Here is a 24,118-nt window from a genome sequence, read left to right on the forward strand (position 1 = left end):
ACCTCCGGAACGGCCGGTGCGGGGTCAGGCGGCCTTGTTGGTTTCGACATGCGCCGACAGTGCGCGCAGCGACGCGAAGATGCGACGGTTCTCGTCGTTGTCCGAACGCAGCTGGAAGCCGTACTTCTTGCTGATCGCCAGCGCCAGCTCCAGCGCGTCGATGGAATCCAGGCCCAGACCGGTGTTGAACAACGGCGCCTCCGGATCGATCGCCCCGGCCTCGATATCCTCCAGGTTCAGGCTTTCGACCAGCAGATCGGCGAGTTCGCGTTCAGCGGCGGTTTGCGTGGACATCCAGTGACTTCCCTAAGTGGCAGGGGCGACACGATCCGGCATCCGCGCCCGCTTGGCAACCGGCGCGGACGATGGCCGCCCGCAACGCCCGAGTTATCATGCGCGCCTGCTTCTTCCGCGAACAACGAATATGGTTCAGCCAGGATGACCCAAGCCGACCCCGCAAGCGCACAGCCCCGTACGGAGGATCCGCCGGCCGCACCGGCTCCGGTCCCGGCGGCGGTCGATGTCCTGGTGATCGGCGGCGGACCGGCCGGCACCACCGCCGCCACCCTGCTGGCGCGCAAAGGCTGGCGGGTGGTATTGCTGGAAAAAGGCGAGCACCCCCGCTTCCATATCGGCGAATCACTGCTGCCGATGAACCTGCCCATCCTGCAGCGCCTGGGCGTGCTGGAGCAGGTGAAGGAAATCGGCGTGTTCAAGCCGGGGGCCGACTTTCCGCTGCAGGACAACGCCAACAGCGTCAATGTGTTCCGATTCGAACGCGCGCTCAACCCCGTTTTCCCGCATGCCTATCAGGTCAAGCGCGAAGAGTTCGACCACCTGCTGTTCCAGAACTCGCTGGACAACGGCGTGGATGCGCGCATGCGCACGACGGTGGAGAAGGTTGAATTCGGCGCCGATGGCCGTCCAGCCATCGTGCAGGCACGCACCGCCGAAGGAGAAATGCTGGCATTCGCGCCGCGCTATCTGGTCGACGCCAGCGGCCGCGATACTTTCATGGGCGGCAAGCTGAAGCTGAAAAAGAAGAATTCGCTGCACCAGTCGGCGGCCATCTTCAGCCACTTCCGCGGCGTGACCCGCCGGGAGGGCGCCGATGCAGGCAACATCACCGTCGAACGCTTCCCGCACGGCTGGATGTGGCTGATTCCGCTGCGCGGCGACGTGATGAGCGTGGGCGCGGTGTGTTTCCCCGAATACCTCAAGCAGCGCCGCGGCGACAACGAAGGCTTTCTGATGCAGACGCTGCAGGCCACGCCGTCGGTGTGGTCGCGCATGCAACAGGCCGAACGGGTGGCGCCGGTGCACGTCACCGGCAACTATTCCTACACCTGCACGCGGATGACCGGGCCGGGCTGGGTGATGGTGGGCGACGCCTATGCCTTCATCGACCCGGTGTTTTCGTCGGGCGTGTACCTGGGCATGAACAGCGGCGAGCACGCCGCCAGCGTGGTCGATGGCGCGTTGCGCGACCCGGCCAGCGAAACGGCGTTGCAACGGGCCATGGAAAAGCGCCTGAAACGCGGTTTGAAGCATTTCTCCTGGTTCATCTACCGCTTCACCACCCCGGTGATGCAGCGCCTGTTCGCCCAGCCGCGCAACGATTTCCAGATCGAACAGGCGGTCATTTCGATGCTGGCCGGCGACGTGTTCGACAACCGGCCGGTGCTGCGGCGCCTGCGCCTGTTCCGCCTGATCTACGCGTTCAACGCGCTGCAGCTGGCGCCGCGCGCGTTCCGGGGCTGGCTGCGCCGCAAGCGGCAGGTGGGCGAGAATTTCGGCGGCGACACTTTGCAGGAAGGCAATCCATGAGCCGGCCGATGACCTCGATGCCCGCCGCGGCCGCCCACGCGCGATTGGAAGTGGACTATGTGGGCGCCGACTCTCCGGCCGCGCTACTGGCCGGCGACGATGTCCTGGCGGTGCTGGGTTTCGGCAACGATGCGCCGCACAGCGACGATCCGCGCTATCTGCGCATACCGCTGCAGCCGCATGGCGCGGCGCCGTTCGAGGTGTGGCGCGCCAACGCGCCGGTCACCTGCGGACGCGACGGCGATATCGCCTGGGCCACCGATGGGCAGCTGCTGTTCGGCGCGATCGAGATCGACGAGCGCGCGATAGGCATCGAAAGCGCGGCCGATGTCGCCTACGCCCAGCTGATCGATTTCGTGCGCCGCAGCGACACCCCGCAACTGCTGCGCATCTGGAACTACCTGGACGCCATCACCCTGGGCGACGGCGATGCGGAACGCTACCGCCAGTTCTGCGTCGGACGCGCGCGCGGCATGGGGAATTTCGACGCCTCGCGCCTGCCCGCCGCCACCGCGATCGGCCGCTGCGACGACGAACGCGTCATCCAGATCTACTGGCTGGCCGCGCGCGAAGCCGGCACGCCGGTGGAGAATCCGCGCCAGGTCAGCGCCTATCGCTACCCGCGCCAGTACGGCCGGCAGTCGCCCAGCTTCGCCCGCGCCATGCTGCCGCCGCCGGGCGGGACGATGCCGCTGCTGTTGTCGGGCACGGCCAGCGTGGTCGGGCATGCCTCGCAGCATGTGGGCGAACTGCTGGCGCAGATCGAGGAAACCCTGGCCAACTTCGATGCGTTGCTGTCCGCGGCGCGGATGCGCGCGCCGTCGTTGCCGGCGCAGTTCGGCGCCGGTACGCGGTTGAAGGTTTACGTGCGCGACCGCGCCGATCTGCCGGTGGTGGCGCAGGCGCTGGACCAGCGTTTCGGCGACCGCGTGCCCAGGCTGCTGCTGCACGCCGCGATCTGCCGGCGCGAACTCAGCATGGAAATCGACGGCGTGCACGGGTAGGTCGGGGCTACGCCCCCGACGCGGAATCCGGTTATCCGTGGGTCGGGGGCGTAGCCCCGACCTACGAGCCAAGCATCCGCAACAACTCCGCGCGCGGCAGCTTGCCGGTTTCGCTGCGCGGCAGCGCCGGCACCCGCTTCAACGGCCTGGGCAGGAACACCGGATCGATGCTCTCGCGCAGCGCCGCCAGGATCGCGGCTTCCTCCAGGTCGGGCGCGACCACCAGTGCGGCGATGCGCGCCACGCCGCGGTGGCCGCAATCGTCCAGCTGCAGCATCACTCCGTCGGCCACGCCGGGAATGGAGAGCAGGCGTTGGGTCAGATCGCCCAGCGAGGCGCGCTTGCCCGCGATTTCCAGCAAATCGGCCTGACGGCCACGCAGATGGAAACGGCCGTCGCTTTCCACTTCCACCAGATCGGCCAGCGCCACCGGCACCGGCAGGTGGGCGGCATGGACCAAGGTGCCGTCCGGCTTTGGGTGCAGGCGCACCCCGGGCAGCGGCGTCCATGCGTCTTCGCGGGCGGTACGGCGGCGGGCGATCACGCAGGTCTCGGTGGAACCGAAGACTTCGCGCACCTCGCAACCGAAGCGCGTCTCGGCGGCGGCCGCCAACTCCTGGGAAAGCGGCGCGGTGGCCGAGACGATTCCGCACAGCGCAGGCAAGCGCACGCCCGACTCGACCAGCGCGCGCAGGTGCACGGGCGTGGTGGCCAGCAATCGCGGCTCCGGCGTTTCCGCCAGCGCCAGCGCCACGTCTTCGGGAAAGAACGGGCGACCGGCATGCAGCCCGGCCGGCCCCAGCAACGGCAGCAGCACCGACAGCTCCATGCCGTACATATGCTGCGGCGGCACCGTGGCCACCACATGCGGCATCGCATGCCCCTGCCACAGGCTTTCCAGCGCGGCCAGATTCTGCGCGGTGCTAGCGCGGAAGGCGAACCAGGTCTTGGGATTGGCTTTGGGCGTGCCGGTGCTGCCCGAAGTGAAGCCGATGGCCACCACCGCGGCGGCGTCGATCATCGGCGTGTCGCCCTGCGATTCCGGCAGCATGTCCGGCAACAGCCAGTGGCCTGGCGGCATTACCGCCAGCGAGGCGTCGCCCAGGCTGTAGCTTTCCGGATATTGCGCCAGCACGTCGGTCACCACTTCCGGCGCCCGCGAGTGCGGCAGCAGGGTGATCTGCCCGCGCAAGGCCACCGCGCAGAACGCCACCAGGAAACGGTAGCGGTCTTCGCACAGGTTCACCGCATGCAGTCCCGCCGGCAGCGCCGCCGCGACTCCGCGCACCTGGGCCAGGAACGTGTCCAGGCCTATGCGCTGCCGGCCATCCAGGGCCACAGTGCGATCCGCATGGCCCACGGCCAGCGGTTGCGGGACTCCCGATCCGAAAGGAGCGTTGACGACTGCCGACATGGTGCTGCGATCTCCCTGGTAACGGTACGGCTTCCCTTATGCGGTTCGCCCTGCTTGCCTGCGCGCCGATCGACGGCAGCAGTCCGATTGTGTCGGAAATCACGGTCTTAAGGAATTGCGCGCCGGGCCAGGCATGACCACTGGCCGGGTCGTCCGCCTTGGGCCGCTGGTAACCTTGCCGATTCGCGTATGCCACGGAAACCCTATGCGTCCCCGCCTGAACGCCCTGTTGCTCGCCCTCCCCCTTGCCTTCGCCGGCGCGCTCTTCGCCGGCGCGGCCTCAGCGCAGGACGCCGGCGCCCTGACCATCGAACAGGTCATGGCCGATCCCGACTGGATCGGCCCGCCCGTGGAAGCGGCCTGGTGGGCATGGGACGGCAAGCACGTGCAATACCAGCTCAAGCGCCAGGACAGCCCCATCCGCGATACCTTCCAGCAATCCATCGCCGGCGCCGCCGCCCAGCGCGTGGACGATGGCGAACGCGACACGCTGGATGCTGCCAATCCCGTCTACGACCAGCCGCGCCGGCGCATGGTCTTCGTGCGCAACGGCGATGTGTTCCTGCGCGATCTGCGCGGCGGCGCGCTGACCCAGCTGACGCGCAGCAACGATGAGGAAACGCAGCCGCAATTCGCCACCGATGGCGGAGTGATCTGGCGCGTGGCCAACCAGTGGTACCGGTGGACCCAGGCCGGCGGCGTGGCCCAGGCGGCGCTGGTGAAAGCCGAAAAGGATCCCAACGCCAAGCCCAAACCCGACGCGCTGCGCGAACAGCAGTTGCGCACGCTGGAAACGCTGGCGCGCGACAAGGCCCAGCGCGATGCGTTGCAGACGCAGAACGAGCGCTGGCGCAAGGCCGACCCGAGCCGCGCGCCAATGCCGGTCTATCTGGGCGATGAAGTGGAGATCATCCAGAGCGCGCTGTCTCCGGACGCGCGCTGGCTGCTGGTGGTGACGCAGAAGAAAGGCGCCGATGCCGGCCAGGCGGGCAAGATGCCGCGCTACGTGACCGAATCGGGCTACGAGGAATTCCAGGAAGTACGCACCCGGGTGGGGCGCAACGCGCCACAGCCGCAAACGCTGTGGCTGGTGGACCTGGCCAGCGCAAGCGCGCGCGAGCTGAAGTTCGATGCCTTGCCCGGCATCGCCGACGACCCTCTGGCGGCCTTGCGCAAGGCCGCGGGCAAGGACGCGCTGAAAGGCAACCGCGACGTGCAGGTGGCCACCAGCGGCGACAACGGCGACGGCGCCACCATGCGCTGGAGCGCCGACGGCCGCAACGTGGCGGTGATGGTGCGCGCCATCGACAACAAGGATCGCTGGATCGCCAGCGTGGACCTGGCCGGCGGCAAGCTGCAGCCGCGCCACCGTCTTACCGATCCGGCATGGATCAACTGGAGCTTCAACGATTTCGGCTGGCTGGCCGACAACCGCACCTTGTGGTTCCTGTCCGAGCAGTCGGGCCATTCGCATCTCTATACGCAGCGCGATTCCGGCAAGCCGGCGCAGCTCACCTCGGGCCAATGGGAAGTTTCATCGCCGGTTCCCGTGCCCGATGGCGGCTTCTTCTTCCTGTGCAACCGCAAGACGCCCGGCGCGCATGAGATCTGCCGCGTCGATGGCGGCAAGGTACGCGAGCTGACCGCGCTGGGTGGAGTCGAGGATTTCACTCTCTCGCCGGACGGATCGAAACTGCTGCTGCACCACTCCGGCAGCTACCTGCCCGCGCAACTTGCCGTCGTCGACAGCAAGGGCGGCGATGCGAAGACGCTGACCGATACGCGCACCCCGGCGTTCAAGTCGCGCGCCTGGATCGAACCGGAGTTCGTGCAGGTGCCTTCGCAGCACGGCGCCGGCAAGGTATGGGCCAAGTATTACGGGCCGGCGACGCTGGAACCGGGGAAGAAGTATCCGGTCGTGATGTTCGTGCATGGCGCCGGCTATCTGCAGAACGTGCACCAGCGCTACCCGGCTTATTTCCGCGAACAGATGTTCCACAACCTGCTGGTGCAGCGCGGCTACCTGGTGCTGGACATGGACTACCGCGGCAGCGAGGGCTATGGCCGCGACTGGCGCACCGCCATCTACCGCAACATGGGCCATCCGGAACTGGAAGATTACCTGGACGGCCTGGACTGGCTGGTCGCCAACAAGCAGGGCGACCGCGACCGCGCCGGCATTTATGGCGGCTCCTACGGCGGCTTCATGACCTTCATGGCGCTGTTCCGCGAACCAGGCAAGTTCAAGGCCGGCGCGGCGCTGCGACCGGTGGTGGACTGGACCCAGTACAACCACGAATACACCAGCAACATCCTCAATACGCCGGAACTCGACCCCGAGGCCTACCGTAAATCCTCGCCCCTCGAATACGCGGCCGGCCTGCAGGACCATCTGCTGATCGCCCACGGCATGATCGACGACAACGTGTTTTTCCGCGACTCGGTAGTGCTCACCCAAAAGCTCATCGAGCTGCACAAGGACAACTGGGAAATCGCACCCTACCCGCTGGAACGCCACAGCTTCACCCGCGCCGATTCCTGGCTGGACGAATACAAGCGCGTGCTGAAGCTGTTCGAGGAGAACCTGAAATGAGCGCCACGCCGAACCTGCCGCCTCCGATCCCGGTCAACCCGCGGCCGGCCAGCAATTTCGTTACCGTACTGGCTTGGATTTCCATCGCGCTGGCGCTGCTCGGTCTTTTGTACGGCCTGATGCAGACAGTCATGGGCCTGGTGCTGCCGGCGGATTTCTACCTGCGCATGCTCAACCCCTACGGCGGCGAACCGCCGCGGTTGCCGCCGCTGATGCACTGGATCTATACCAACACGTTGTTGATGGGCGTGTCGATGCTGGTGCTTTCGGCGATCTTCCTGTGGGTTTCGTGGGCCGTGCTGAAGCGCCGCGAATGGGGCCGCAAGGGTTTCATCGCCATCCTGGTGCTTGGCACGCTGTGGCAGTTCGCTTGCATCTTCGCCCTGCCGCAGTTCATCGAGGGCATGCTGGCCGTCCAGGCCGGCGCGCTTCCGCAGGGACAAACCATGCCGCCGGAACTGGAAGGCTTCATGACCGCCGCCATGCTGATGGGCGGGGTGGTGGCCGTGGTGTTCGCTGCGCTGCACCTCTGGATAGTCTGGAAACTGTGCACGCCGGCGGTGCGGGCGGAGTTCGATCCCCGCAAGGAACCTCAATGACCTCTCACGCACTCATCATCAGACACAAGACTCAACCCGGGAAACGGGATGAAGTCAGGAAGGTATGGGAGCGGCACATGGCACCGGCCGTTTCGGCCAACCCCGGCCACATCGCTTACTTCTATTGCTTCGACAATGCCGATCCGGATGCGATCGTTGCGTTCCAACAGTATGTCAGCGCCGAAGCGGCTGGCCAGTTCCTGAAGACGGACAGCTACGCCGCCTACTTGCAGGAAGTCGAACCACTGCTGTCCGGTCCGCCGCAAGTCACGACACTGACCCCGATGTGGTCGAAAGGAAGCTGAGAAACCTCCAGGCCGCAGAGCCGAGCTTGCTCGGCTGCTCCTGAGTTCGAACAACAGCAGCCGAGCAAGCTCGGCTCTACAAAATTCATCTTGGAAGCCATCGGGCTCGGCAATCGGGGATAATGAATCCCCCTGTTAGCTGATTGCCCTGGAGTTCTTCAATGCCAAACGGAATTGGAAGGCTCGGCCTGCTGGCCGCGCTATTGTTTCTCACCGACGCCGCGGACGCCGTGGCGCTCGCCTGCGGCGTCTACCAGGATCAGAAGAACGAAAACTCCCGGCTGGTGATAGAAAGCGGCGCGCAGGCGCTGGAGCTGTCCGCCGGCAGTGCGCCGCGCCGCTTCGAATACCGCCGCGCCGGTGCCGAATTGCAAATGGCGGACCTGGAGGCAGGTTATGTCTCCAAGTACAAGGTCGACGCTGGCAACCGGATTACCGACGGCCTCGATTTCCACGAATACATGCTATCCGAGCCCGCCGCCTGCAAACCATTGCCGCAAGCCGCAGCCACCGGGACCTGCCGCGCCGACCTGTCGCAGTGTCTGGACAATGCCTACAGCGCCGATGAAGCCACCCTGCAGCGATGGTGCGAGGTGGAAGCACTGCCCTTCGCCTGCGACAAATTGATCGATCTGTACCAGACGCAGGCCAAGCAGTCCGGGCCACCCGAACCGGAGATCGAAAAACCGCCCGTCTGCCAGGAAGGCACCCCGGCTTTCTCGGAGGAAGGGTGCATAGCTGCAGCCAAGCAAATCCTCAGCGAGCAGATCGCCAAGAGCCTGGTGGGAGCGCTCGGCTCGATGTACGCCGATGCCGTGGCTTTGTCCCCCTCGCACCTGGATCAGAGCATCGCCATGTGCGACCGCACCGGCTCGGCCAAGGTCTGCAACAACGCCGCCGGAAAACTATGGACCGCCGGCCGCTACCTGCAGGCGCGCAGCGCATTGCAGACCGCATGCAGCGAAGCCGGCGACCCGGATGCCTGCAAGAAGGCCGAACCCCTGCAAAGCCTGACCGACGCAGATCAGCGCTTCGCCCCGGCCACGCAGCTGCCGTGCGGCGACTACGCGGCCGCCACCGGCCTGATGTCTGAATTGAAGTTCGGCGATCACGGCATGATCGAAGGCGGTTTCGGCAGCCGCATGCGCGCGCGCCTGGAGAACGGCCTGGTGCGCATCCGCCACGACAAGGGCGGCGATTTCGTGTTCCGCGTACTCGATGCGCAGCGCCTGCTGGGTATCGACAGCTGGAACGAGTTCGCCCTGTACGAACGCCAAGGCGGCGCCGATCGCTGCAGCGCGCCGGTGGCCTATGTCGAAAAGCCGCTGGAGCAGGACTGTCCGGCGATCATGGAGGAAGGCGGCGCCAAGGCTTGTTGCGACACAGGCAAGCTGCAGGGCTGCAACGCCCTGGGCAACCAACGCGCGCTGCAGGGCGACTGGACCGGCGCCAAGGTCTATTACCAGCAGGTCTGCGCGCAAGGCGTGCGTACCGGCTGCGAGAATCTGACCCAGGTGTACGCCAATGCCGGCGACGAATCGGTGATCGATTCGCTGGACCGGTTGTGCGAGAAGGATCCGAAGCATGTCGCCTGCGACGTGCGCGAAACCAGCAATTGGGAAATGCTGAAAGCGGTCAACGCCCTGCAGAAGCTGGGCGATTCGCTGGAGGCGGAGTTGCCTGCCGAAGACGATAGCGGCGAGAGCAATCCCAACAAGAATTGACGCAAAGGCATACCCAATTCGAAGAGCACCGGCGCACACCCCCTTTGCAAAAGGGGGTCGCCCGGCTTTGCCGGGCGGGGGATTTGCTCTTGATCTTGTTTGGAAGCAGCCGAGCAAAGTCAAAAGCAAATCCCCCTCAATCCCCCTTTTTCAAAGGGGGAGGTCATTCGAGTTCCCTTTTTTTGTTTTTACCCGATTGATTGCGATCAAAGCAGCCGTATCTGCTCACAGCTAGAATGCGCGCATGAACGATATCGACGATGTCCGCGACTACCTGACCGGCCTGCAGGACCGCATCTGCGCCGCCATCGAAACCGCCGACGGCAGCGCGCGCTTCGCCGAAGACAACTGGACCCGTGCCGAAGGCGGTGGCGGCCGCACCCGCATCCTCCGCGAGGGCTCGGTATTCGAGCAGGCCGGCGTGGGTTTTTCGGACGTTTCGGGAACCAGGCTGCCACCCTCCGCCAGCGCCGCGCGTCCTGAACTCGCCGGCGCGTCCTGGCGCGCGGTCGGCGTATCGCTGGTGTTCCATCCGCACAACCCCTACCTGCCCACCACCCACGCCAACGTGCGCCACTTCCGCGCCGAACGCGGCGGCGAAACGGTAGCCTGGTGGTTCGGCGGCGGTTTCGACCTGACTCCGTTCTATCCCTTCGACGAAGACGTGCTGCACTGGCACCGCACCGCGCGCGGGTTGTGCGAACCCTTTGGCGGGGATGAGCGCTACCAGGCGCACAAACGCTGGTGCGACGATTACTTCTTCCTCAAGCACCGCAACGAAACGCGTGGCGTAGGCGGTCTGTTCTTCGACGACCTGGGCAACGATTTCGAACGCGACTTCGCTTACCAGCGCGCGGTCGGCGACGGCTTCCTGGACGCCTACCTGCCCCTGGTCGAGCGCCGCACGGACACGCCCTATGGCGAACGCGAGCGCGAATTCCAGCTGTACCGCCGCGGACGCTACGTGGAATTCAATCTGGTCTACGACCGCGGCACCCTGTTCGGCCTGCAAAGCGGCGGACGCAGCGAAAGCATCCTGATGAGCCTGCCGCCCCGCGTACGCTGGGAATACGGCTTCGTGCCGGAAGCGGGAAGCCCGGAATCGCGCTTGGCCGATTATCTGCGTCCTCGAGACTGGCTGGCCGAGCTGACCTGACCTTGTAGGAGCGGGCCCTGCCCGCGACCGCTTTTGAGAGGCGTTCCGCAAGGCGCTACAGACGATGGCGATCATCGTGCCAAAAAGCTGTCGCGGGCAGGGCCCGCTCCTACAAGGTCGGCGGCTATGCGGCAGGATCCTGCTTGACGATGGTGATGTGGCCGTTGGTTTCCAGCACGGCCAAACCGATGTCCTCCACCTCCACGCAACCGGCTTCGCGCATCGCCTTGTCGAAATCGGCGCGGCTGATCAGCTCTCTGCGCAGCACATCCTTGTAGACCTTGCCGTTGCGCGCCAGCAGCACGGGCGAGCCTTCGATCATCGCCTCTACCCTGGGACTGCGCGCGGACACCAGGCCCACGGTCCAGTTGAGCGCGATCAGGGTCACCGCCAGCAGCAGGCCGCCACCGACGGAGGTGTCCTGGCCCAGCAGCGCGTTCTGCACCGCATTGCCCAGCAGCACCACCAGCAGCATGTCGAAAGGAGTGAACTGCCCCATGGTGCGTTTGCCGGAAGCGCGGATCATCACCAGCAACACGAAGTACACGATGCACGCACGCAACACGAAGACCCACCACGGCATGGCCAGGTCGAACATCTCTTCAAACACTTGCGGCATGGTCCGGTTCCGGTACGGGGATGCGCGCACAGTAACGCAGAGCATTGGCCGCTCCGCAAAAAACCTTCCGCAAATAAAAAGCCCCACCGACCAGGGGGGGGTCAGCGGGGCCAGGGAACTAGGCCTGGGGAGGGGCCTTCGTTCCGGAGATCACTCCAGGGGATGGGAGAGATCCAGCGACAGACCTTGCATCTGTCACGGGCTATATGACCAGACCGCGCATGGATAGTTCGTGAAGATTCCGGTTAAAAAACCGTAAGGTTTAAGGCATATTCAGTTTATTGAACTAGCCAGTATTGAATTAAAGACGCAAGCGCCGCTACAGATATCGGCCGTAACTATCCGCTTTGTCACGGATTTGGGCCGGAATACCCGCGTCAATGCGCCTCATCCCAGTTATCGCCCACTCCGCTGTCGACCACCAGGGGAACGGAGAGTGTCGCGGCACCCGACATTCTGCCGGTGACTTCCCGGAGCAGCGTCTCGACGAAATCCTGTTCAGCTTCGAACACCAGTTCGTCGTGCACCTGCAGGATCATCAACGCGCGCGCCGCGTGGTCGGCCAGCCAGGCATCCACCGCGATCATCGCGCGCTTGATGATGTCGGCGGCGGTGCCCTGCATGGGCGCATTGATCGCGGCGCGCTCGGCGCCGGCGCGCTGGCCCTGCGTGCCCTTGTTGATGTAGTCCAGGTAGAGGCGGCGGCCGAACACGGTTTCCACGTAGCCCTGCTCGCGCGCCTGCTGGCGCGTGCGCTCCATGTAGTCGCGCACGCCCGGATAGCGGCTGAAGTACAAGGCGATGTAGTCCTGCGCTTCGCCGCGGCCGATACCCAGCTGCCGCGCCAGCCCGAACGCGCTCATGCCGTACATCAGACCGAAGTTGATGGCCTTGGCGGCGCGGCGCTCGTTGCCGGTGACGTCTTCGAGCTTGCGGCCGAACACTTCCGCCGCCGTGGCCTTGTGCACGTCGACGCCGGATTCGAACGCACGCACCAGGCCGGGATCCTCGGACAAATGCGCCATGATCCGCAGTTCGATCTGCGAGTAGTCGCAGGCGACCAGCTTGCGTCCGGGCGGGGCGACGAAGGCGCGGCGGATGCGGCGGCCATCGTCGGTACGGATCGGGATGTTCTGCAGATTGGGATCGGACGAAGACAGGCGGCCGGTGGCGGCACCTGCCTGGTGGTAGCTGGTGTGCACGCGGCCGGTTTGCGGGTTGACCATTTCCGGCAGCTTGTCGGTGTAGGTGCTGCGCAACTTCGCAAGCCCGCGGTATTCCAGGATCACGCGCGGCAGTTCGTGCTGGTCGGCGATGGCTTCCAGCGCTTCTTCGTTGGTGGAAGGCTGCCCGGTCGGTGTCTTCAGCATCGCCGGCAGTTTCAGTTCTTCGAACAGCAAGGCCTGCAATTGTTTGGGCGAATCGAGATTGAAGCTGCGCCCGGCCAGTTCCGTCGCTTTCTGCTGCGCGGCGAGCATGCGCTTTGACAGGTCGGCGGACTGGCGGCGCAGTTCGTCGGCGTCGATCATCACTCCGTTGGCTTCGATGCGCTCCAGCACCGGCACCAAGGGCATTTCTATTTCGCGATACACGCTTTCCAGGCCGGGCTCGGCGGCCAGCCTGGGCGACAGGGTGCGATGCAGGCGCAGCGTGATGTCGGCGTCCTCGGCCGCGTAGCGCGTGGCGTCGTCCAGCGCGACCTGCGAGAACAGGATCTGCTTGGCGCCTTTGCCGGCCACCTGTTCGTACTTGATGGTGTCGTAGCCCAGATAGCGCTTGGCCAGGCTGTCCATGTCGTGGCGGCTGCTGCCCGAGTTCAACACGAAGCTTTCCAGCATGGTGTCGTCGGCATAGCCGGCCACCGCGACGCCATGGCGGCGCAGGACGTGCAGGTCGTATTTTCCGTGCTGTCCGAGCTTCTTCTTGCCGGCGTCGGCGAACAGGGGCGAAAGCGCAGCCAGCGTCGCGGCGCGGTCGAGCTGCACGGGCGCGCCGGGATATTCGTGCGCCAGCGGAAGGTAGACGGCCTTGCCGGGTTCGACCGCAAAGCTCAATCCCACCAGGTTGGCCTGCATGGGATCCAGGCTGTCGGTTTCGCTGTCGAAGGCGAACTCGTCGGCTTTGCGCAGCGCGCCTATCAGCGCATCGAGTTGTCCGGCGCTGAGCACGGTTTCGTATTGGCCCTGCGCCGACAGCGCAGGATCGATGGCCGAGGTCTCCATCGCAGCGGCGGCCACGAAACCGGTACCGCGCGCGCGGCCCGGCTCCTTTTCCGCGACCGGACCGGCGGTTTCGCCGCCCAGTTCCTTCAGCGCCTGGTTGAATCCGTAACGCTGGTAAAGCTGCCGCAGCGAATCGACATCGCGTTCGCGCATGCCCAGGCTTTGCGCGTCGCCGTCCAGCGCGACGTCGGTCTTGATGGTGACCAGTTGGCGGTTCAGCGGCAGGCGTTCCAGCGCGGCGCGCAGGTTGTCGCCGATCTTGCCCTTGATGTCGGCGGCGTGCGCCATCACCCCGTCCAGCGTGCCGTACTCGGCCAGCCATTTGGCCGCCGTCTTGGGACCGCACTTCTCCACGCCGGGCACGTTGTCCACGGCGTCGCCCATCAGCGCTAGCAGGTCGACGATCTGCCCGGGCTTGACGCCGAATTTCTCGAACACGGTCTCGTCCGAATCCATGCGGCTGCCGCTCATGGTGTTGACCAGCGCCAGCCCGGGCCGCACCAGCTGCGCGAAATCCTTGTCGCCGGTGGAAATGGTCACCTCGATTCCATCGGCATTGGCCTGCAAGGCCAACGTACCGATCACATCGTCGGCTTCCACGCCGTCGACGCGCAGAATGGGCATGCCCAAGGCCTGCACGATCTCGCACATCGGCATGACCTGCGCGCGCAGGTCGTCCTGCATGGCGGCGCGGTTGGCCTTGTACAGCGGATACAGGTCGTCGCGGAAGGTCTTGCCGGGCGCGTCGACCACGAAGGCGACGTACTCGGGATTCTCCTTCAAGGTCGCGCGCAGCATGTTGACCACGCCGAACAGCGCGCCGGTGGGCTCGCCCGCGGCATTGGTCAGCGGAGGAAGCGCATGGAAGGCGCGGTAGAGGTAACTGGAACCGTCGATCAGTACGAGTCTTGGCATGGGCCGATTCTAACCCCCCGCGCGCTCACGCACGCTTAGCGCAGCCGGCGCATAATCCAGACCCGGCATCGCAATACGAGACCCCCATGAAAACCCTATTGATCGCACCCTTGCTGGTGCTTGCCGGTTGCGCTTCCCTGGGATCGTCGCAAAACGACCCCGGCGTGGACCTCGCCAATGCCCAGGTCGCGGTGCGTACCGAACCCAACGGCGATGTCATCGAGGAATACCGGGTGGCCGGCCAGATGCGCATGGTGAAAGTCACCCCTTCGCGCGGCGCGGCCTACTACCTGATGGATGAGAACGGCGACGGCCGCCTGGACCACAGCAAGGGCGCCAGCGAGAAGGACATCTCGCCGGTTTACTGGAAGCTCTATGGCTGGTGAGTGATTCCGGCATGCAGTCGGGGACGTAGCCCCGACCTACGTAGGTCGGGGCTACGTCCCCGACGCTCTTCAATTACCTCGCGCGACCGCTTCTCAGGGATCGCGCGTCACCTCGTACTGCTCGACATCGGCCTGCTGCAACCGCGCCGCCTGCGGCGAAAGCGCGACCAGTGCCGAAGGCGGCGGCGCATTTTCGTTCCAGGTGCAGGGATTGAAGGTCTGTCCGCCGGTCGCGGTGGGCAAGGCGCGCGCCACCGTCGCCGACAGCTGCAGTGAGTAGTCCGCAGCAGTAACGGTCACGCCGGACGGCAGATTCGTCTGGCAGGTCTGCCCCGAGGCCTGGCGACGGCCGAAGGCGGTGGTGCCGCGCAGATTGCGGAACCAGTCGGCGCGGAACGGCGCTTGGGCGCAAGCGCCGGTGGGCAGCATTCCCGCCAGCGACGGCGCCTGTGCGGTGCTGTGGCAACTCATGCAGGCCGAAGCGGGATTGTCGACCGGTCCGTTGAGCCGGCCGTCCACGCCCAGATGCGCCAATGCATAAGCCGGCGCTGCGGTATTGATCCAGGACTCGGTGATCGGCGCACCGTCGGGGTCGTTGCCCCACATCAATCCCACCGGCGCCATCTTCTTCCACGGCGATGCGCCGGGTTGCGAAGCGTCGTAAGCGTAAGTGGCGAAATACCAGCCGGTATCGCTGGCGCGCCTGTCCTTGACCGCGATGTCGATCTGCATCAAGCGTACCGATACCGGAGCCCCTCCCGGATTGGGCAGAATGTCGAGCTTGAGCGATCCGGCGAGCAGATCCTGGGGAAAAGCGCCTGGCGCCGCAGCGCTGTATAGCAACTTGAACACGAAGCTGCCTTCGGTGAACCTCATCCCACTGAGCTTGGGCTGATCGACGCCGGGCGTGGTCGTCTTCCACAAGCGCTGGAAAACGCGCCCGCCGCGCGCGTCGTAATAGGCGACGGCGTAGTTCTGGAAGGCCGTGGTGTTATTGCCCAGTTCTCCGACGCGCACCGTGCGTTCCAGGGTCATGCCATGGGCGGCCTCGCGCGTGCCGGGCGAATTGGTGGGTCCGTAGAACATGCGCGGCGCGGGATACCACTTCTGGTTGCGTTGCGCGGCCGTCACTGTGCCGCCTGCGGCATCGCGATAATCGGAATCGGCGGTCAGCTGCGGCGTCAGGCCACGCACGACCGCACTGCTGAACGCGTAATTGCGCAGCGCCAGTGCGTAAGCCAGCCGTTCGTCGGGATCGCGCGGATCGAAAGCGAGCCACGGGCGCGAACCGCTAGGCACGCCGGTGGAGGCCTGTTCCAGCAGATTCGGCTGGAACCAGGGACCCGCATAGGCGCCTGGCAGCGTCGTCTTCGGCACGATGAAATCGGCGAACTTGCCGCGGCATTGCGCAACAAAGGTTCCGCTGGCCAAGGGCCTTCCCGTGCCGGTGACCGAAAGGCAGCGGGTACCCGGCGCGCAACCGGTGGCCGCAGGCAGAAGCGCCGCGGACATCGAAGTTGCGTCGGTATCGCCGGCCAAAGCGGCCGGCTCCTGCGAACGCACGCGTGCGTCCTGCGTGCAGGTGACCAGCGCGAAAGGCGCCAGCATTGAAAATGAAAGTCGAGCGATGCGGATATCCACGGGCAATCTCCATTCTGTCGCTGCGCTTGCGCGCGCATAGCCGTTGCTTCGGCGTCATCGCGACGCGCCCACCCCACGCCGTTAATTCTTCCCAACGCGGCATCGCAGCAGAGCCGGACACTCGGGATGCGATGGCCCGAACTCGCGTGCAACCGCGTTGGTACTGTTACGCAGCGCATTGCGCAACGTAAAAACTTCACATCGCACGATCTTTCCCCCGGGAGATCCCACGCAATGAAACACTCTGGTTTCTGCGCCAGTCTTGCCCTGTTCCTATGCTGCATGTCGCCGCTCACGGCCCTGGCCCAGGACGCGCCGCGCGAGCAGCGCATCAGCACCAGCGAACTGCGCGAGCAGGTGCGGCGCAGGCCGCAAGGCGTGGTGGTGCCTGTCGAAATCACCAAACAGGGCGGCAAAGTGGTGCTGCAGACGGCCGATTCGGCGGTGGCGGTTTCCAATGTCGATGCGGTGGCGCAGCAGGTACGGCAGGTGCCGGTGCAGGCCGCGGTGGTCGAAGGCCCCGGCGATTCGGTGCAATTGCAGAACGTGCAGCTGCAGGCCACCAAGCGCTGGAACGATCTCGCGCCCACACAGCGCGCCAAGTACCGCAACGTCGATGCCGCGCAACGGCGCATGAGCAGCATCGCCGAAACCGCGCTCGGCGCCGACGCGACCGAAGCCGATCTTGTTCAGCTCAAGCGCAGCGCCGAAAACACCGAGCGGCAACTCGTGCAGGCCTACAAGGCCTTGGACGACAGCCAGCGCGCGGAGCAGCGCGAACTGGTGGAGCAGCACGCCGAAGTCCGCCGCCTCAGCAAGTCGCTGTACGGACTGGACCACGACGACCGCTACCCGCCGCAGACCTACCAGCGCATCTACGCGAACTCGCGCGGCGCTTTCGCGCTCAGGGCGCGACAGGAAGAAAAACCGCGCTGCAGCGCGGTGCTGATCGGCGAAAGGCTGGCGTTGACCAACAACCACTGCATCCTCGAGGAGACCCCGGAGGAATTCGAAGCCGTTTTCGACTACGAGGACGATCTGGCCGGCAACCATCTCGCCAAGCAAGTGTTCCCCGTGAGCGCGATCCGGTTGAGCGACGAGGACGAACGCGGGAACCTGGATTTCGTGCTGCTCGAACTCGGCGTCAACGCCGACGGCGTGCTGCCGGGCGCCGCCTATCCCCCGCAATGCCTGTCGCTGGCGCAGGTGAAACGCGACGACCCGCTGTACGTCATCGGCTATCCGCTGGGAGAACCGCGCACGGTGCACGACAACAGCTTCGTGTACTTCCCGTTCCGGGTCACGCCGGACGAGTACATCGCCATGAAGCTGCTGGTCAGCGCTGAATTCGATTCCATCGAGGCCGAGGACCTGTCCTACCGCGAGGGCAAGCTCAAGGAGTTCGTCGACAGCTACCAGCTGCGCGAAGGCGACGGCGCGCCCTATTACGAGTACATCAGCGTGCGCTTCGACCGGCAGCCGACCATCGGCGCCGACAGCGACACCTACCGCGGCAATTCCGGATCACCGGTTTACCACCGCCGCTCGCACGCGGTGATCGGATTGCTCTTCGACGGGCAGGAGGATCTGTCCGAACCCTGGGCCGCCGGCTGGCGCGCGCACGAAGCGGTGCTGCCCATCACCAAGGTGATCGAACGCCTGGACATCGCCGCGCCGGCCTGGCGCGAGGATTCCCGCGTTTGCGTACTGCCCGCCACTTGAGGACAACGTCATGCGTCCAGCGTTCCTGCTGTTCCTGTTGCTGCCGATCGCAGCGTGCAAGCGCGAGCAACCCGCGGCCCCGACGCCGCCGGCCACGGCTGCGCCAGTAGCGCCGCCCGCCGCCGCGCCCGCTTATACGCAGGGCTACGTGGTGGAACTTGCAGCCGCACAGACTCCCGCCGATCTGCGCACGGCCGCCGAGGACGTGTTCGCCGACGTGGTCGGCATCGAACCTTTGTTTCCCGACGTCCCGGCGAACGACGACCCGGAAGGGCTGTCGCGCATCCATCGCCTGCGCGTGTCCGACCCGCCGCAGGGCAATCCCTGGGACTCGGCCAATGCCTTGCGCGAGCGCGGCGGTTTCCTTCAGGTGGAACCGGACAGCGAGGACACGCTGGTCGAAGCGCAGAAGCGTTCTGCGGTAGCCGCCTGCCTGGGCGACAACGGTATCGCCGCGCCAACGAATCCGGCATGGTCGCTGGATGCCCAGCACATGGCGGTCGAGGCGGCGCGCAAGCTCGCGCCGCCGCCCGGCGGCAAGACGCTGGGCGAAGGCGTGCGCATCTGCCACCCGGACAGCGGCTGGACCGATCACGTCGACCTGGACTCCGGACGCATCGACCGCAGCTTCACCCTCAACCTGATGGAAGGCGGCAACGACGCGCGCGATCCGTTGGGCTATTCCGGCAATCCGGGGCACGGCACCAAGACCGGCAGCGTGCTGATCAGCGACGGCGGCTTCGACGTCAGCGGCAACACCACCGCGCCCGGCCGCATCGACGGCCTGGCGCCCAAGGCGACCCTGGTGCCCATCCGCACCTTCAACAGCGTGATACGCGTGCTGGATTCCAATACCGCGCGGGCCGTGCGCCATGCGACCAAGGCGCAGTGCGACGTGATTTCGATGAGCCTGGGCGGGCGCGCGTTCTTCGGTCTTGAGCGCGCCATCAACGACGCCGTGCGCCGCGACATCATCGTGGTCAACGCCGCCGGCAACTGCATCGGCATGGTGGTGGCCCCGGCCAGCTACGACAACGCCATCGCGGTGGGCGCCACCAATGCCGACAACAAACCGTGGAAGGGTTCCTCGAAGGGACGCGCGGTCGACATCTCGGCGCCCGGCGAGGACGTCTATGTGGCCGACGCCGTGGTCGGCACAACCGGCATAGAGTCCAGCCCGGGCAACGGCACCTCGTTCGCCACCGCAGCGGTGGCCGGCGCGGCCGCCAGCTGGATCGCGTTCCATGGACGCGACCGCATCAAGGCCGCGCAGGGAAGCCTGACCCGGCGCGATCTGTTCGTGCAGGCGATGCAAGCCAGCGCGCGCGTGCCGCAGGGATGGGATGGGCAGCGCTATGGCACCGGCATCCTCAATCTGGACAAGCTGCTGCGCCAACCGCTGGGATCGCCACGCACGCAACTGCGCGCGCCGCCCAAGGACGACACCGTCAGCTTGTTGTCGCGCACGCTGGACCGCGACCCGGCCGAATTGCGCGCGGGCTTGCAGCGCTTGCTGGGCCAGCCCGCGGATCTGGAAGCGGAACTCGCACGCTTCGGTCCGGAACTGCTGGATCTGGCGATGCGCGACCCCGAAGCGTTCCAGCGTGCGCTCGAGGCGCCGCGGCCCGGCCAATTGCAGTCGCCCAATACGGTGAAACCGAAAGCTTCGCGCGCGCTCGCCGCGCGCATGCCGGGTACGCCATGAACGCAACGCGCATTCCGTACGCGGTGTCGCGCGCATTACTGGCGCTGCTGACTTTGGCTTGCGCCTGCACGGCCTGCAGCGCACCTGCGCCACCGGCCGGCGATGCCGACAGCGCACCTTCCGAATCTGCGTCTGCGCCCAGCGCGCCGGATCCCGACACCTACCCGATGGAAGCGACAGTTCCCGATACGCCTATCACGGAAACGGCCGCGCCAACCACGGCATCGCCCGCACCGACCGGCGCGCCAGCACCGCCGCTTCCGTCAAAGCCAAAGCCCACATCCCCCAGCAAGACACCCGCGAGTCCCGTACCACCGCCGACATCGCCCATCACCGACGCGAAGGACACCCAACCCGTGCGCATCACCATCGACGCACTCTCGCGCGGCAAGGGCGTCCCTGCGGAAACCCGCGAAGCATTCAAGCAAATACGCGCGCTGCTGGAACGGCAGCAAGCGACCTCCGCCGTCGCCGCCATGCGCTACCAACGCATCGGCATCGAAGGCGAATCACGGCTTTGCGTGGAATTCCGCAATGCCAGCGACGCACAGGCCGCGCTGACCGAGATCCGCAAGATCGCGGCCGGCGCCGACCTGCTCAACGTCGTCGAAGCACCCTGCCCCTCCAACAAGGAATAGAACCCATGAGCGCACCCACTTCCCCCTTCGCGCGTCCGTTGCTGACCCTGGCCATCGCATTGGCGCTTGCCGGCTGCAAGCAGGATGCCCCCACCGCGACGGTCGACCCCGCCCCGTCGGTGGAACCTGCGCCCGCACCCGCCGACAGCGACATAAAACCGGCCACGGGCGCTGTGGCGGCGACCGACGAGAACATCGCCGCCGCGCAGAAATCCATCGAGGAGGCGGCCGATGCCGCGCGCAGGAAATGGATCGGCAAGACCTTCGAGGAATTCGAAGCGTCGGTCTACAAGGAGCCGGGCGAAAGCGGCAAGTACATCGTCAATGGCGACATCGCCATTCCCGACCGCAAGCTGCTGCAGGAATTCTTCGAGAAAATGCAGAAGGAAACCGATGGCGTGGCCAACGGCAAGCTGACCGTGGCGCTGGCCGCCGCCAAGGGGGCCGCTGGCGGCGTCGATATCTGGACCAGCGCCAAGAAGAAGCAACTCACCTATTGCGTCAGCAACGCGTTCGGCACGCACAAGGCCGCGGTGATCGCCGACATGGAAGCGGCCGCACTCGCCTGGGAAGAAGCGGCGAAGGTGGATTTCATCCATCTACCGGCCCAGGACGGCGGCTGCAACGCAAGCAACCCGAACGTGCTGTTCGATGTGCGGCCGGTGGACGTGGGCGGCGAATACCTGGCGCGCGCGTTCTTCCCAAGCGACCAGCGCAGCGACCGCAACGTGCTGATCGACAATTCCTCCTTCGATCTACCCTCCAACGAGCCGCTGCAACTGGTCGGCATCCTGCGCCATGAGCTGGGCCATACGCTGGGCCTGCGCCACGAGCACACGCGTCCGGAGGCCGGCATCTGCTTCGAGGACGATCAGTTCGAGCCATTGACCGCCTACGACAAGTTCTCGGTCATGCATTATCCGCAATGCAACGGCGGCGGCGACTGGTCGCTGGTGCTCACGGGCCTGGACAAGGCGGGTTCGGCCTGCCTGTATGGAAAAGGCAGCAACAACCCGGAAAACCTGGCGCAGTGCGTCTATCACGCCCCCGAAGCGCCGGCGACCGGCGCTACCGAGACGAAGGTGTTCGACAACCAATCCGTGGCCAAGAACGCCAAGAAGCAGTACGGACCGTTCGCGGTCAAACCCGGCTCGATCGCCCAGGTGAAGATGCAGGGAGCCGGCGGCAATGCGGGCGATCCCGACCTGTACGTGCGCTATGTCGGGCCACCGGACACCTCAAGCTGGATTTGCCGCCCTTATCTCAGCCACGCCAACGAAACCTGCGAACTGGAAGTGCCGGCCAACCGCAACAAGATCTACGTGATGGTGCGGGGTTACGCGGCGGGCAACTACAAACTGGAAATCACTTACACCAAGCCGGACTGAGGGTGCTTCACGGTTCCGTCCCGTTGCCGCAGTGGCCATGCGGCAACGGGCGATTGCGTTTTCAAAGCCTGCGCCAGACCAGGCCTTCTCCGCGGCGGTAATAGACGGCGACCGCACGGCCATACAGCTCGCTTGCCGGCACCAGCCCGAAGAAACGCCCATCGATGCTGTTGCCGCGCGCATCGCCCAACATCAGTACCTGCCCATCGGGCACGGTCAGGCCGTGGATGTCCGGTCCGCCGCCATGCGACAGGTTGAGCGCGGCGCGGTGGTTGCGGAAGACCTCGGTATCCGTTGCGTCAATCGCTCCCAGCGTGACGCCGCCGATGCTCAGCCTGCCATCGACCAGTTCCACCTCGTCTCCCGCCACCGCGGCCACGCGCTTGATCAGGCGAGAGCCGTCCTGCGGCGAATCGAACACCGCGATGTCTCCGCGCTCTGGTTTGCCGGTAGCCATGAGCTGCACATCGGTGAACGGCAGGCGCACGCCATAGGCCCGCATGTCTACCGCCACGCGGTCGCCTATCTCCAGCGTGTGTTCCATCGACCCCGACGGCACGTAGTAATGATTGGCGAACGAATCGCGCGCCGCCGCCAGCAACGCCAGCATCAGTACGATCTGCGGCAGTTCGCTGCGGATCCAGCGCCTGGCTTTTCCTGGGCGGCTGGAGGGTACTGCTTGCGTTCGCATGGGCGTCTCCGGGTCTTTTCCGGAGAAAGTAACTCACGCACCGGCGCGATCCGCATATGCCATGGGTCATGCGGCCCATTCGGCAGCCGTAGCGCACGCGCCGCAGCAACCCGCATCTGCTACGCGGCGACTTCGGCATTCCGGAACGGCATGGGAGGCGACGCCGCTTTGCGCTTGAAGCCCTAGCTTCCCAACTTTCCACGCAACGAGTACAGCGGCTCCAACACCCACTCGTACAGCTTGCGGCGCTCGCCCAGTATGTCCGCATCCAGCCGCATGCCCGGCCGCAATGGCTCCTGCTTGCCGTAGGCAGTGATGGATTGCTCATCCAGGGCGACCAGTACGCGGTAATAAGGTTCGGCGTCTTGTGCGCCATCGCCCGCGGGGGTAATGGCGCTGCGCGAAACACGGATCACTTTGCCGCCATGGTGGCCGAACTTCTGGTAGGGATATGCCTGGTAGCGCAGCAGTACCCGGTCGCCCGGCTCGATAAAACCTACCGCCGCGCTCGGCACCAGCAACTGGGCCTGCAGCCGGGAACCTTTCGGCAGAACGCTCATCACAGGCTGTCCGGCCTGCACGGCTTGGCCCGGCTCGATCAGGCGGTTGGCGATTAGCCCGGCCAATGGCGCCCGCACCAGCAACTCGCCGTTGGCCTCCTGCTGCACGCGCTCCTGCTCCAGCATCGCCAGATCGCGGCTGGTCGTGGCCTGCAGGCCTCTGCGCTGGGCGGGAAGTTCGCGCAGCGTCTGATCCAGTTGCGCGATGCTGCGGCGGATAGAAGTGGCTTGCCGTTCCAGGCTTTGCTGGGCGTTGACCAGTTCGAGCAGGGATTGCTGTTGCTGGTTCACCTGCACCTGACTGACGTACTTCCGGTCCGCTACCAGCTGGTAGCGCTCCGTGGTTTCCTTGCCTATGCGCACCTGTTCGCGGCGAGTCGATATTTCGTTCTCGATCTGCGCCAGCTCGCGCTGCGCGGCGGCGCGCTGGCGGCCGATGCCCTGGATCTGCGCGTCGATCTGCGCGGCTTGCGACTGCCCCAGTTCGGTCAGGCTGTCGCGCCGGGTTTCCAGACCGTCCCTGATCACCGTCAATGCGTCGCTGCCGGCGGCGGTCACTCGCGGCACGTCGATCAGGGTCAGCGCATCGCCGGCTTTCACCTCGTCGCCTTCTTCGGGGAAGAGCCGGCCTACGACCCCATTGGTCGGCGATACCACTGTCGATAGCCCCAGATCCGGCACCAGTTCTCCCGCCACCCGCGAGCGTCGCGTGTAGTCGCCCATGATCAGGAAGCAGATCACGGCCGAGGCAGCGAGCATCGCGAAGCCGGCCAGCGTCCAAAGCCGCAGCGGCTGAGCGAGCGAGATGCCCCCCAGCCAACTACTGCGTTTGGCTTCCAGCACTTCATGACGAAACAAGGAATCAGTCATACGACGCGCATCCAACAACGTTCGTAATTCCAGCGAGAGCTGGAAGCTGATTTTCAACAGTCGAATGGTTGGTCATCCATTTTGACTTTGCTGTTGCTTGGCTTTTGGATACCAAGAGCAAATCAAGATCAAGATGGAT

Annotated in this window: 19 protein-coding genes; 12 read left to right on the forward strand and 7 right to left on the reverse strand. The window is 65.6% G+C overall.

The features are described 5' to 3' along the window. Nucleotides 1-24: 24 nt before the first annotated feature. The gene (locus CSC73_RS04845; RefSeq protein ID WP_163839268.1) at nucleotides 25-294 is read right to left on the reverse strand and encodes a phosphopantetheine-binding protein; all 270 of its coding nucleotides are present in this window, start codon (nucleotides 292-294) and stop codon (nucleotides 25-27) included. A 144-nt stretch (nucleotides 295-438) separates the two neighbouring features. Here CSC73_RS04845 and CSC73_RS04850 point away from each other — a divergent pair, with 144 nt between their 5' ends. Next, entirely contained in the window at nucleotides 439-1,827 is a 1,389-nt protein-coding gene (locus CSC73_RS04850) for an NAD(P)/FAD-dependent oxidoreductase (protein ID WP_163839269.1), read from the forward strand. Further along, entirely contained in the window at nucleotides 1,824-2,831 is a 1,008-nt protein-coding gene (locus CSC73_RS04855; protein ID WP_163839270.1) for a chorismate transformation FkbO/Hyg5 family protein, read from the forward strand. Before CSC73_RS04850 ends, CSC73_RS04855 begins: the two co-directional genes overlap by 4 nt. Before the next feature lie 61 nt (nucleotides 2,832-2,892). On the opposite strand, the gene CSC73_RS04860 is transcribed toward CSC73_RS04855, so the two are convergent. Next, nucleotides 2,893-4,245, reverse strand: coding sequence for an AMP-binding protein (locus tag CSC73_RS04860; RefSeq protein WP_163839271.1), 1,353 nt, complete (start codon nucleotides 4,243-4,245; stop codon nucleotides 2,893-2,895). Between the two features lie 205 nt (nucleotides 4,246-4,450). Here CSC73_RS04860 and CSC73_RS04865 point away from each other — a divergent pair, with 205 nt between their 5' ends. From CSC73_RS04865 to hemF, 5 genes are all read left to right on the forward strand, one after another. Next, on the forward strand, nucleotides 4,451-6,838 hold the full coding sequence (locus CSC73_RS04865) for a S9 family peptidase (protein WP_163839272.1): 2,388 nt from the start codon (nucleotides 4,451-4,453) through the stop codon (nucleotides 6,836-6,838). Beyond that, entirely contained in the window at nucleotides 6,835-7,437 is a 603-nt protein-coding gene (locus tag CSC73_RS04870; protein ID WP_163839273.1) for a hypothetical protein, read from the forward strand. The genes CSC73_RS04865 and CSC73_RS04870 overlap by 4 nt, the downstream gene beginning before the upstream one ends. Then, nucleotides 7,434-7,742, forward strand: a complete 309-nt coding sequence (locus tag CSC73_RS04875) for a putative quinol monooxygenase (RefSeq protein ID WP_163839274.1) — start codon at nucleotides 7,434-7,436, stop codon at nucleotides 7,740-7,742. The genes CSC73_RS04870 and CSC73_RS04875 overlap by 4 nt, the downstream gene beginning before the upstream one ends. A gap of 161 nt (nucleotides 7,743-7,903) precedes the next feature. Beyond that, nucleotides 7,904-9,466, forward strand: coding sequence for a hypothetical protein (locus CSC73_RS04880; protein WP_163839275.1), 1,563 nt, complete (start codon nucleotides 7,904-7,906; stop codon nucleotides 9,464-9,466). Nucleotides 9,467-9,710: 244 nt separating this feature from the next. Then, nucleotides 9,711-10,622, forward strand: coding sequence for an oxygen-dependent coproporphyrinogen oxidase (hemF, locus tag CSC73_RS04885; RefSeq protein ID WP_163839276.1), 912 nt, complete (start codon nucleotides 9,711-9,713; stop codon nucleotides 10,620-10,622). Between the two features lie 124 nt (nucleotides 10,623-10,746). Here the strand turns inward: hemF and CSC73_RS04890 are convergent, their stop codons facing one another. Both CSC73_RS04890 and polA read right to left on the reverse strand, forming a co-directional pair. Then, a complete protein-coding gene (locus tag CSC73_RS04890) occupies nucleotides 10,747-11,241 on the reverse strand; it encodes a DUF421 domain-containing protein (protein WP_163839277.1) in 495 nt (164 codons plus the stop codon). A gap of 377 nt (nucleotides 11,242-11,618) precedes the next feature. Further along, complete coding sequence (gene polA / locus CSC73_RS04895; protein WP_163839278.1) at nucleotides 11,619-14,378, reverse strand: DNA polymerase I; 2,760 nt, start codon at nucleotides 14,376-14,378, stop codon at nucleotides 11,619-11,621. Nucleotides 14,379-14,464: 86 nt separating this feature from the next. On the opposite strand from polA, the gene CSC73_RS04900 reads away from it, so the two are divergent. Further along, the gene (locus CSC73_RS04900) at nucleotides 14,465-14,764 is read left to right on the forward strand and encodes a DUF2782 domain-containing protein (protein WP_163839279.1); all 300 of its coding nucleotides are present in this window, start codon (nucleotides 14,465-14,467) and stop codon (nucleotides 14,762-14,764) included. Between the two features lie 93 nt (nucleotides 14,765-14,857). On the opposite strand, the gene CSC73_RS04905 is transcribed toward CSC73_RS04900, so the two are convergent. Beyond that, a complete protein-coding gene (locus CSC73_RS04905) occupies nucleotides 14,858-16,405 on the reverse strand; it encodes a cytochrome P460 family protein (RefSeq protein WP_163839280.1) in 1,548 nt (515 codons plus the stop codon). A gap of 234 nt (nucleotides 16,406-16,639) precedes the next feature. Here CSC73_RS04905 and CSC73_RS04910 point away from each other — a divergent pair, with 234 nt between their 5' ends. Genes CSC73_RS04910 through CSC73_RS04925 form a run of 4 tightly spaced genes read left to right on the forward strand, consistent with a single transcriptional unit; the run spans nucleotide 16,640 to nucleotide 21,858 of the window. Beyond that, on the forward strand, nucleotides 16,640-18,127 hold the full coding sequence (locus CSC73_RS04910; RefSeq protein WP_163839281.1) for a trypsin-like serine peptidase: 1,488 nt from the start codon (nucleotides 16,640-16,642) through the stop codon (nucleotides 18,125-18,127). Between the two features lie 10 nt (nucleotides 18,128-18,137). After that, nucleotides 18,138-19,832, forward strand: coding sequence for a S8 family peptidase (locus CSC73_RS04915; RefSeq protein WP_163839282.1), 1,695 nt, complete (start codon nucleotides 18,138-18,140; stop codon nucleotides 19,830-19,832). Continuing rightward, nucleotides 19,829-20,470, forward strand: coding sequence for a hypothetical protein (locus CSC73_RS04920; RefSeq protein ID WP_163839283.1), 642 nt, complete (start codon nucleotides 19,829-19,831; stop codon nucleotides 20,468-20,470). Before CSC73_RS04915 ends, CSC73_RS04920 begins: the two co-directional genes overlap by 4 nt. Nucleotides 20,471-20,475: 5 nt before the next feature. After that, complete coding sequence (locus tag CSC73_RS04925; protein ID WP_163839284.1) at nucleotides 20,476-21,858, forward strand: matrixin family metalloprotease; 1,383 nt, start codon at nucleotides 20,476-20,478, stop codon at nucleotides 21,856-21,858. A gap of 61 nt (nucleotides 21,859-21,919) precedes the next feature. On the opposite strand, the gene lepB is transcribed toward CSC73_RS04925, so the two are convergent. Further along, complete coding sequence (lepB, locus tag CSC73_RS04930) at nucleotides 21,920-22,549, reverse strand: signal peptidase I (RefSeq protein ID WP_163839285.1); 630 nt, start codon at nucleotides 22,547-22,549, stop codon at nucleotides 21,920-21,922. Between the two features lie 182 nt (nucleotides 22,550-22,731). Beyond that, a complete protein-coding gene (locus CSC73_RS04935) occupies nucleotides 22,732-23,979 on the reverse strand; it encodes an HlyD family secretion protein (RefSeq protein ID WP_163839286.1) in 1,248 nt (415 codons plus the stop codon). Nucleotides 23,980-24,118 lie beyond the last annotated feature (139 nt).

It is taken from the genome of Pseudoxanthomonas sacheonensis, from assembly GCF_010093305.1.
GTDB lineage: Bacteria > Pseudomonadota > Gammaproteobacteria > Xanthomonadales > Xanthomonadaceae > Pseudoxanthomonas_A > Pseudoxanthomonas_A sacheonensis.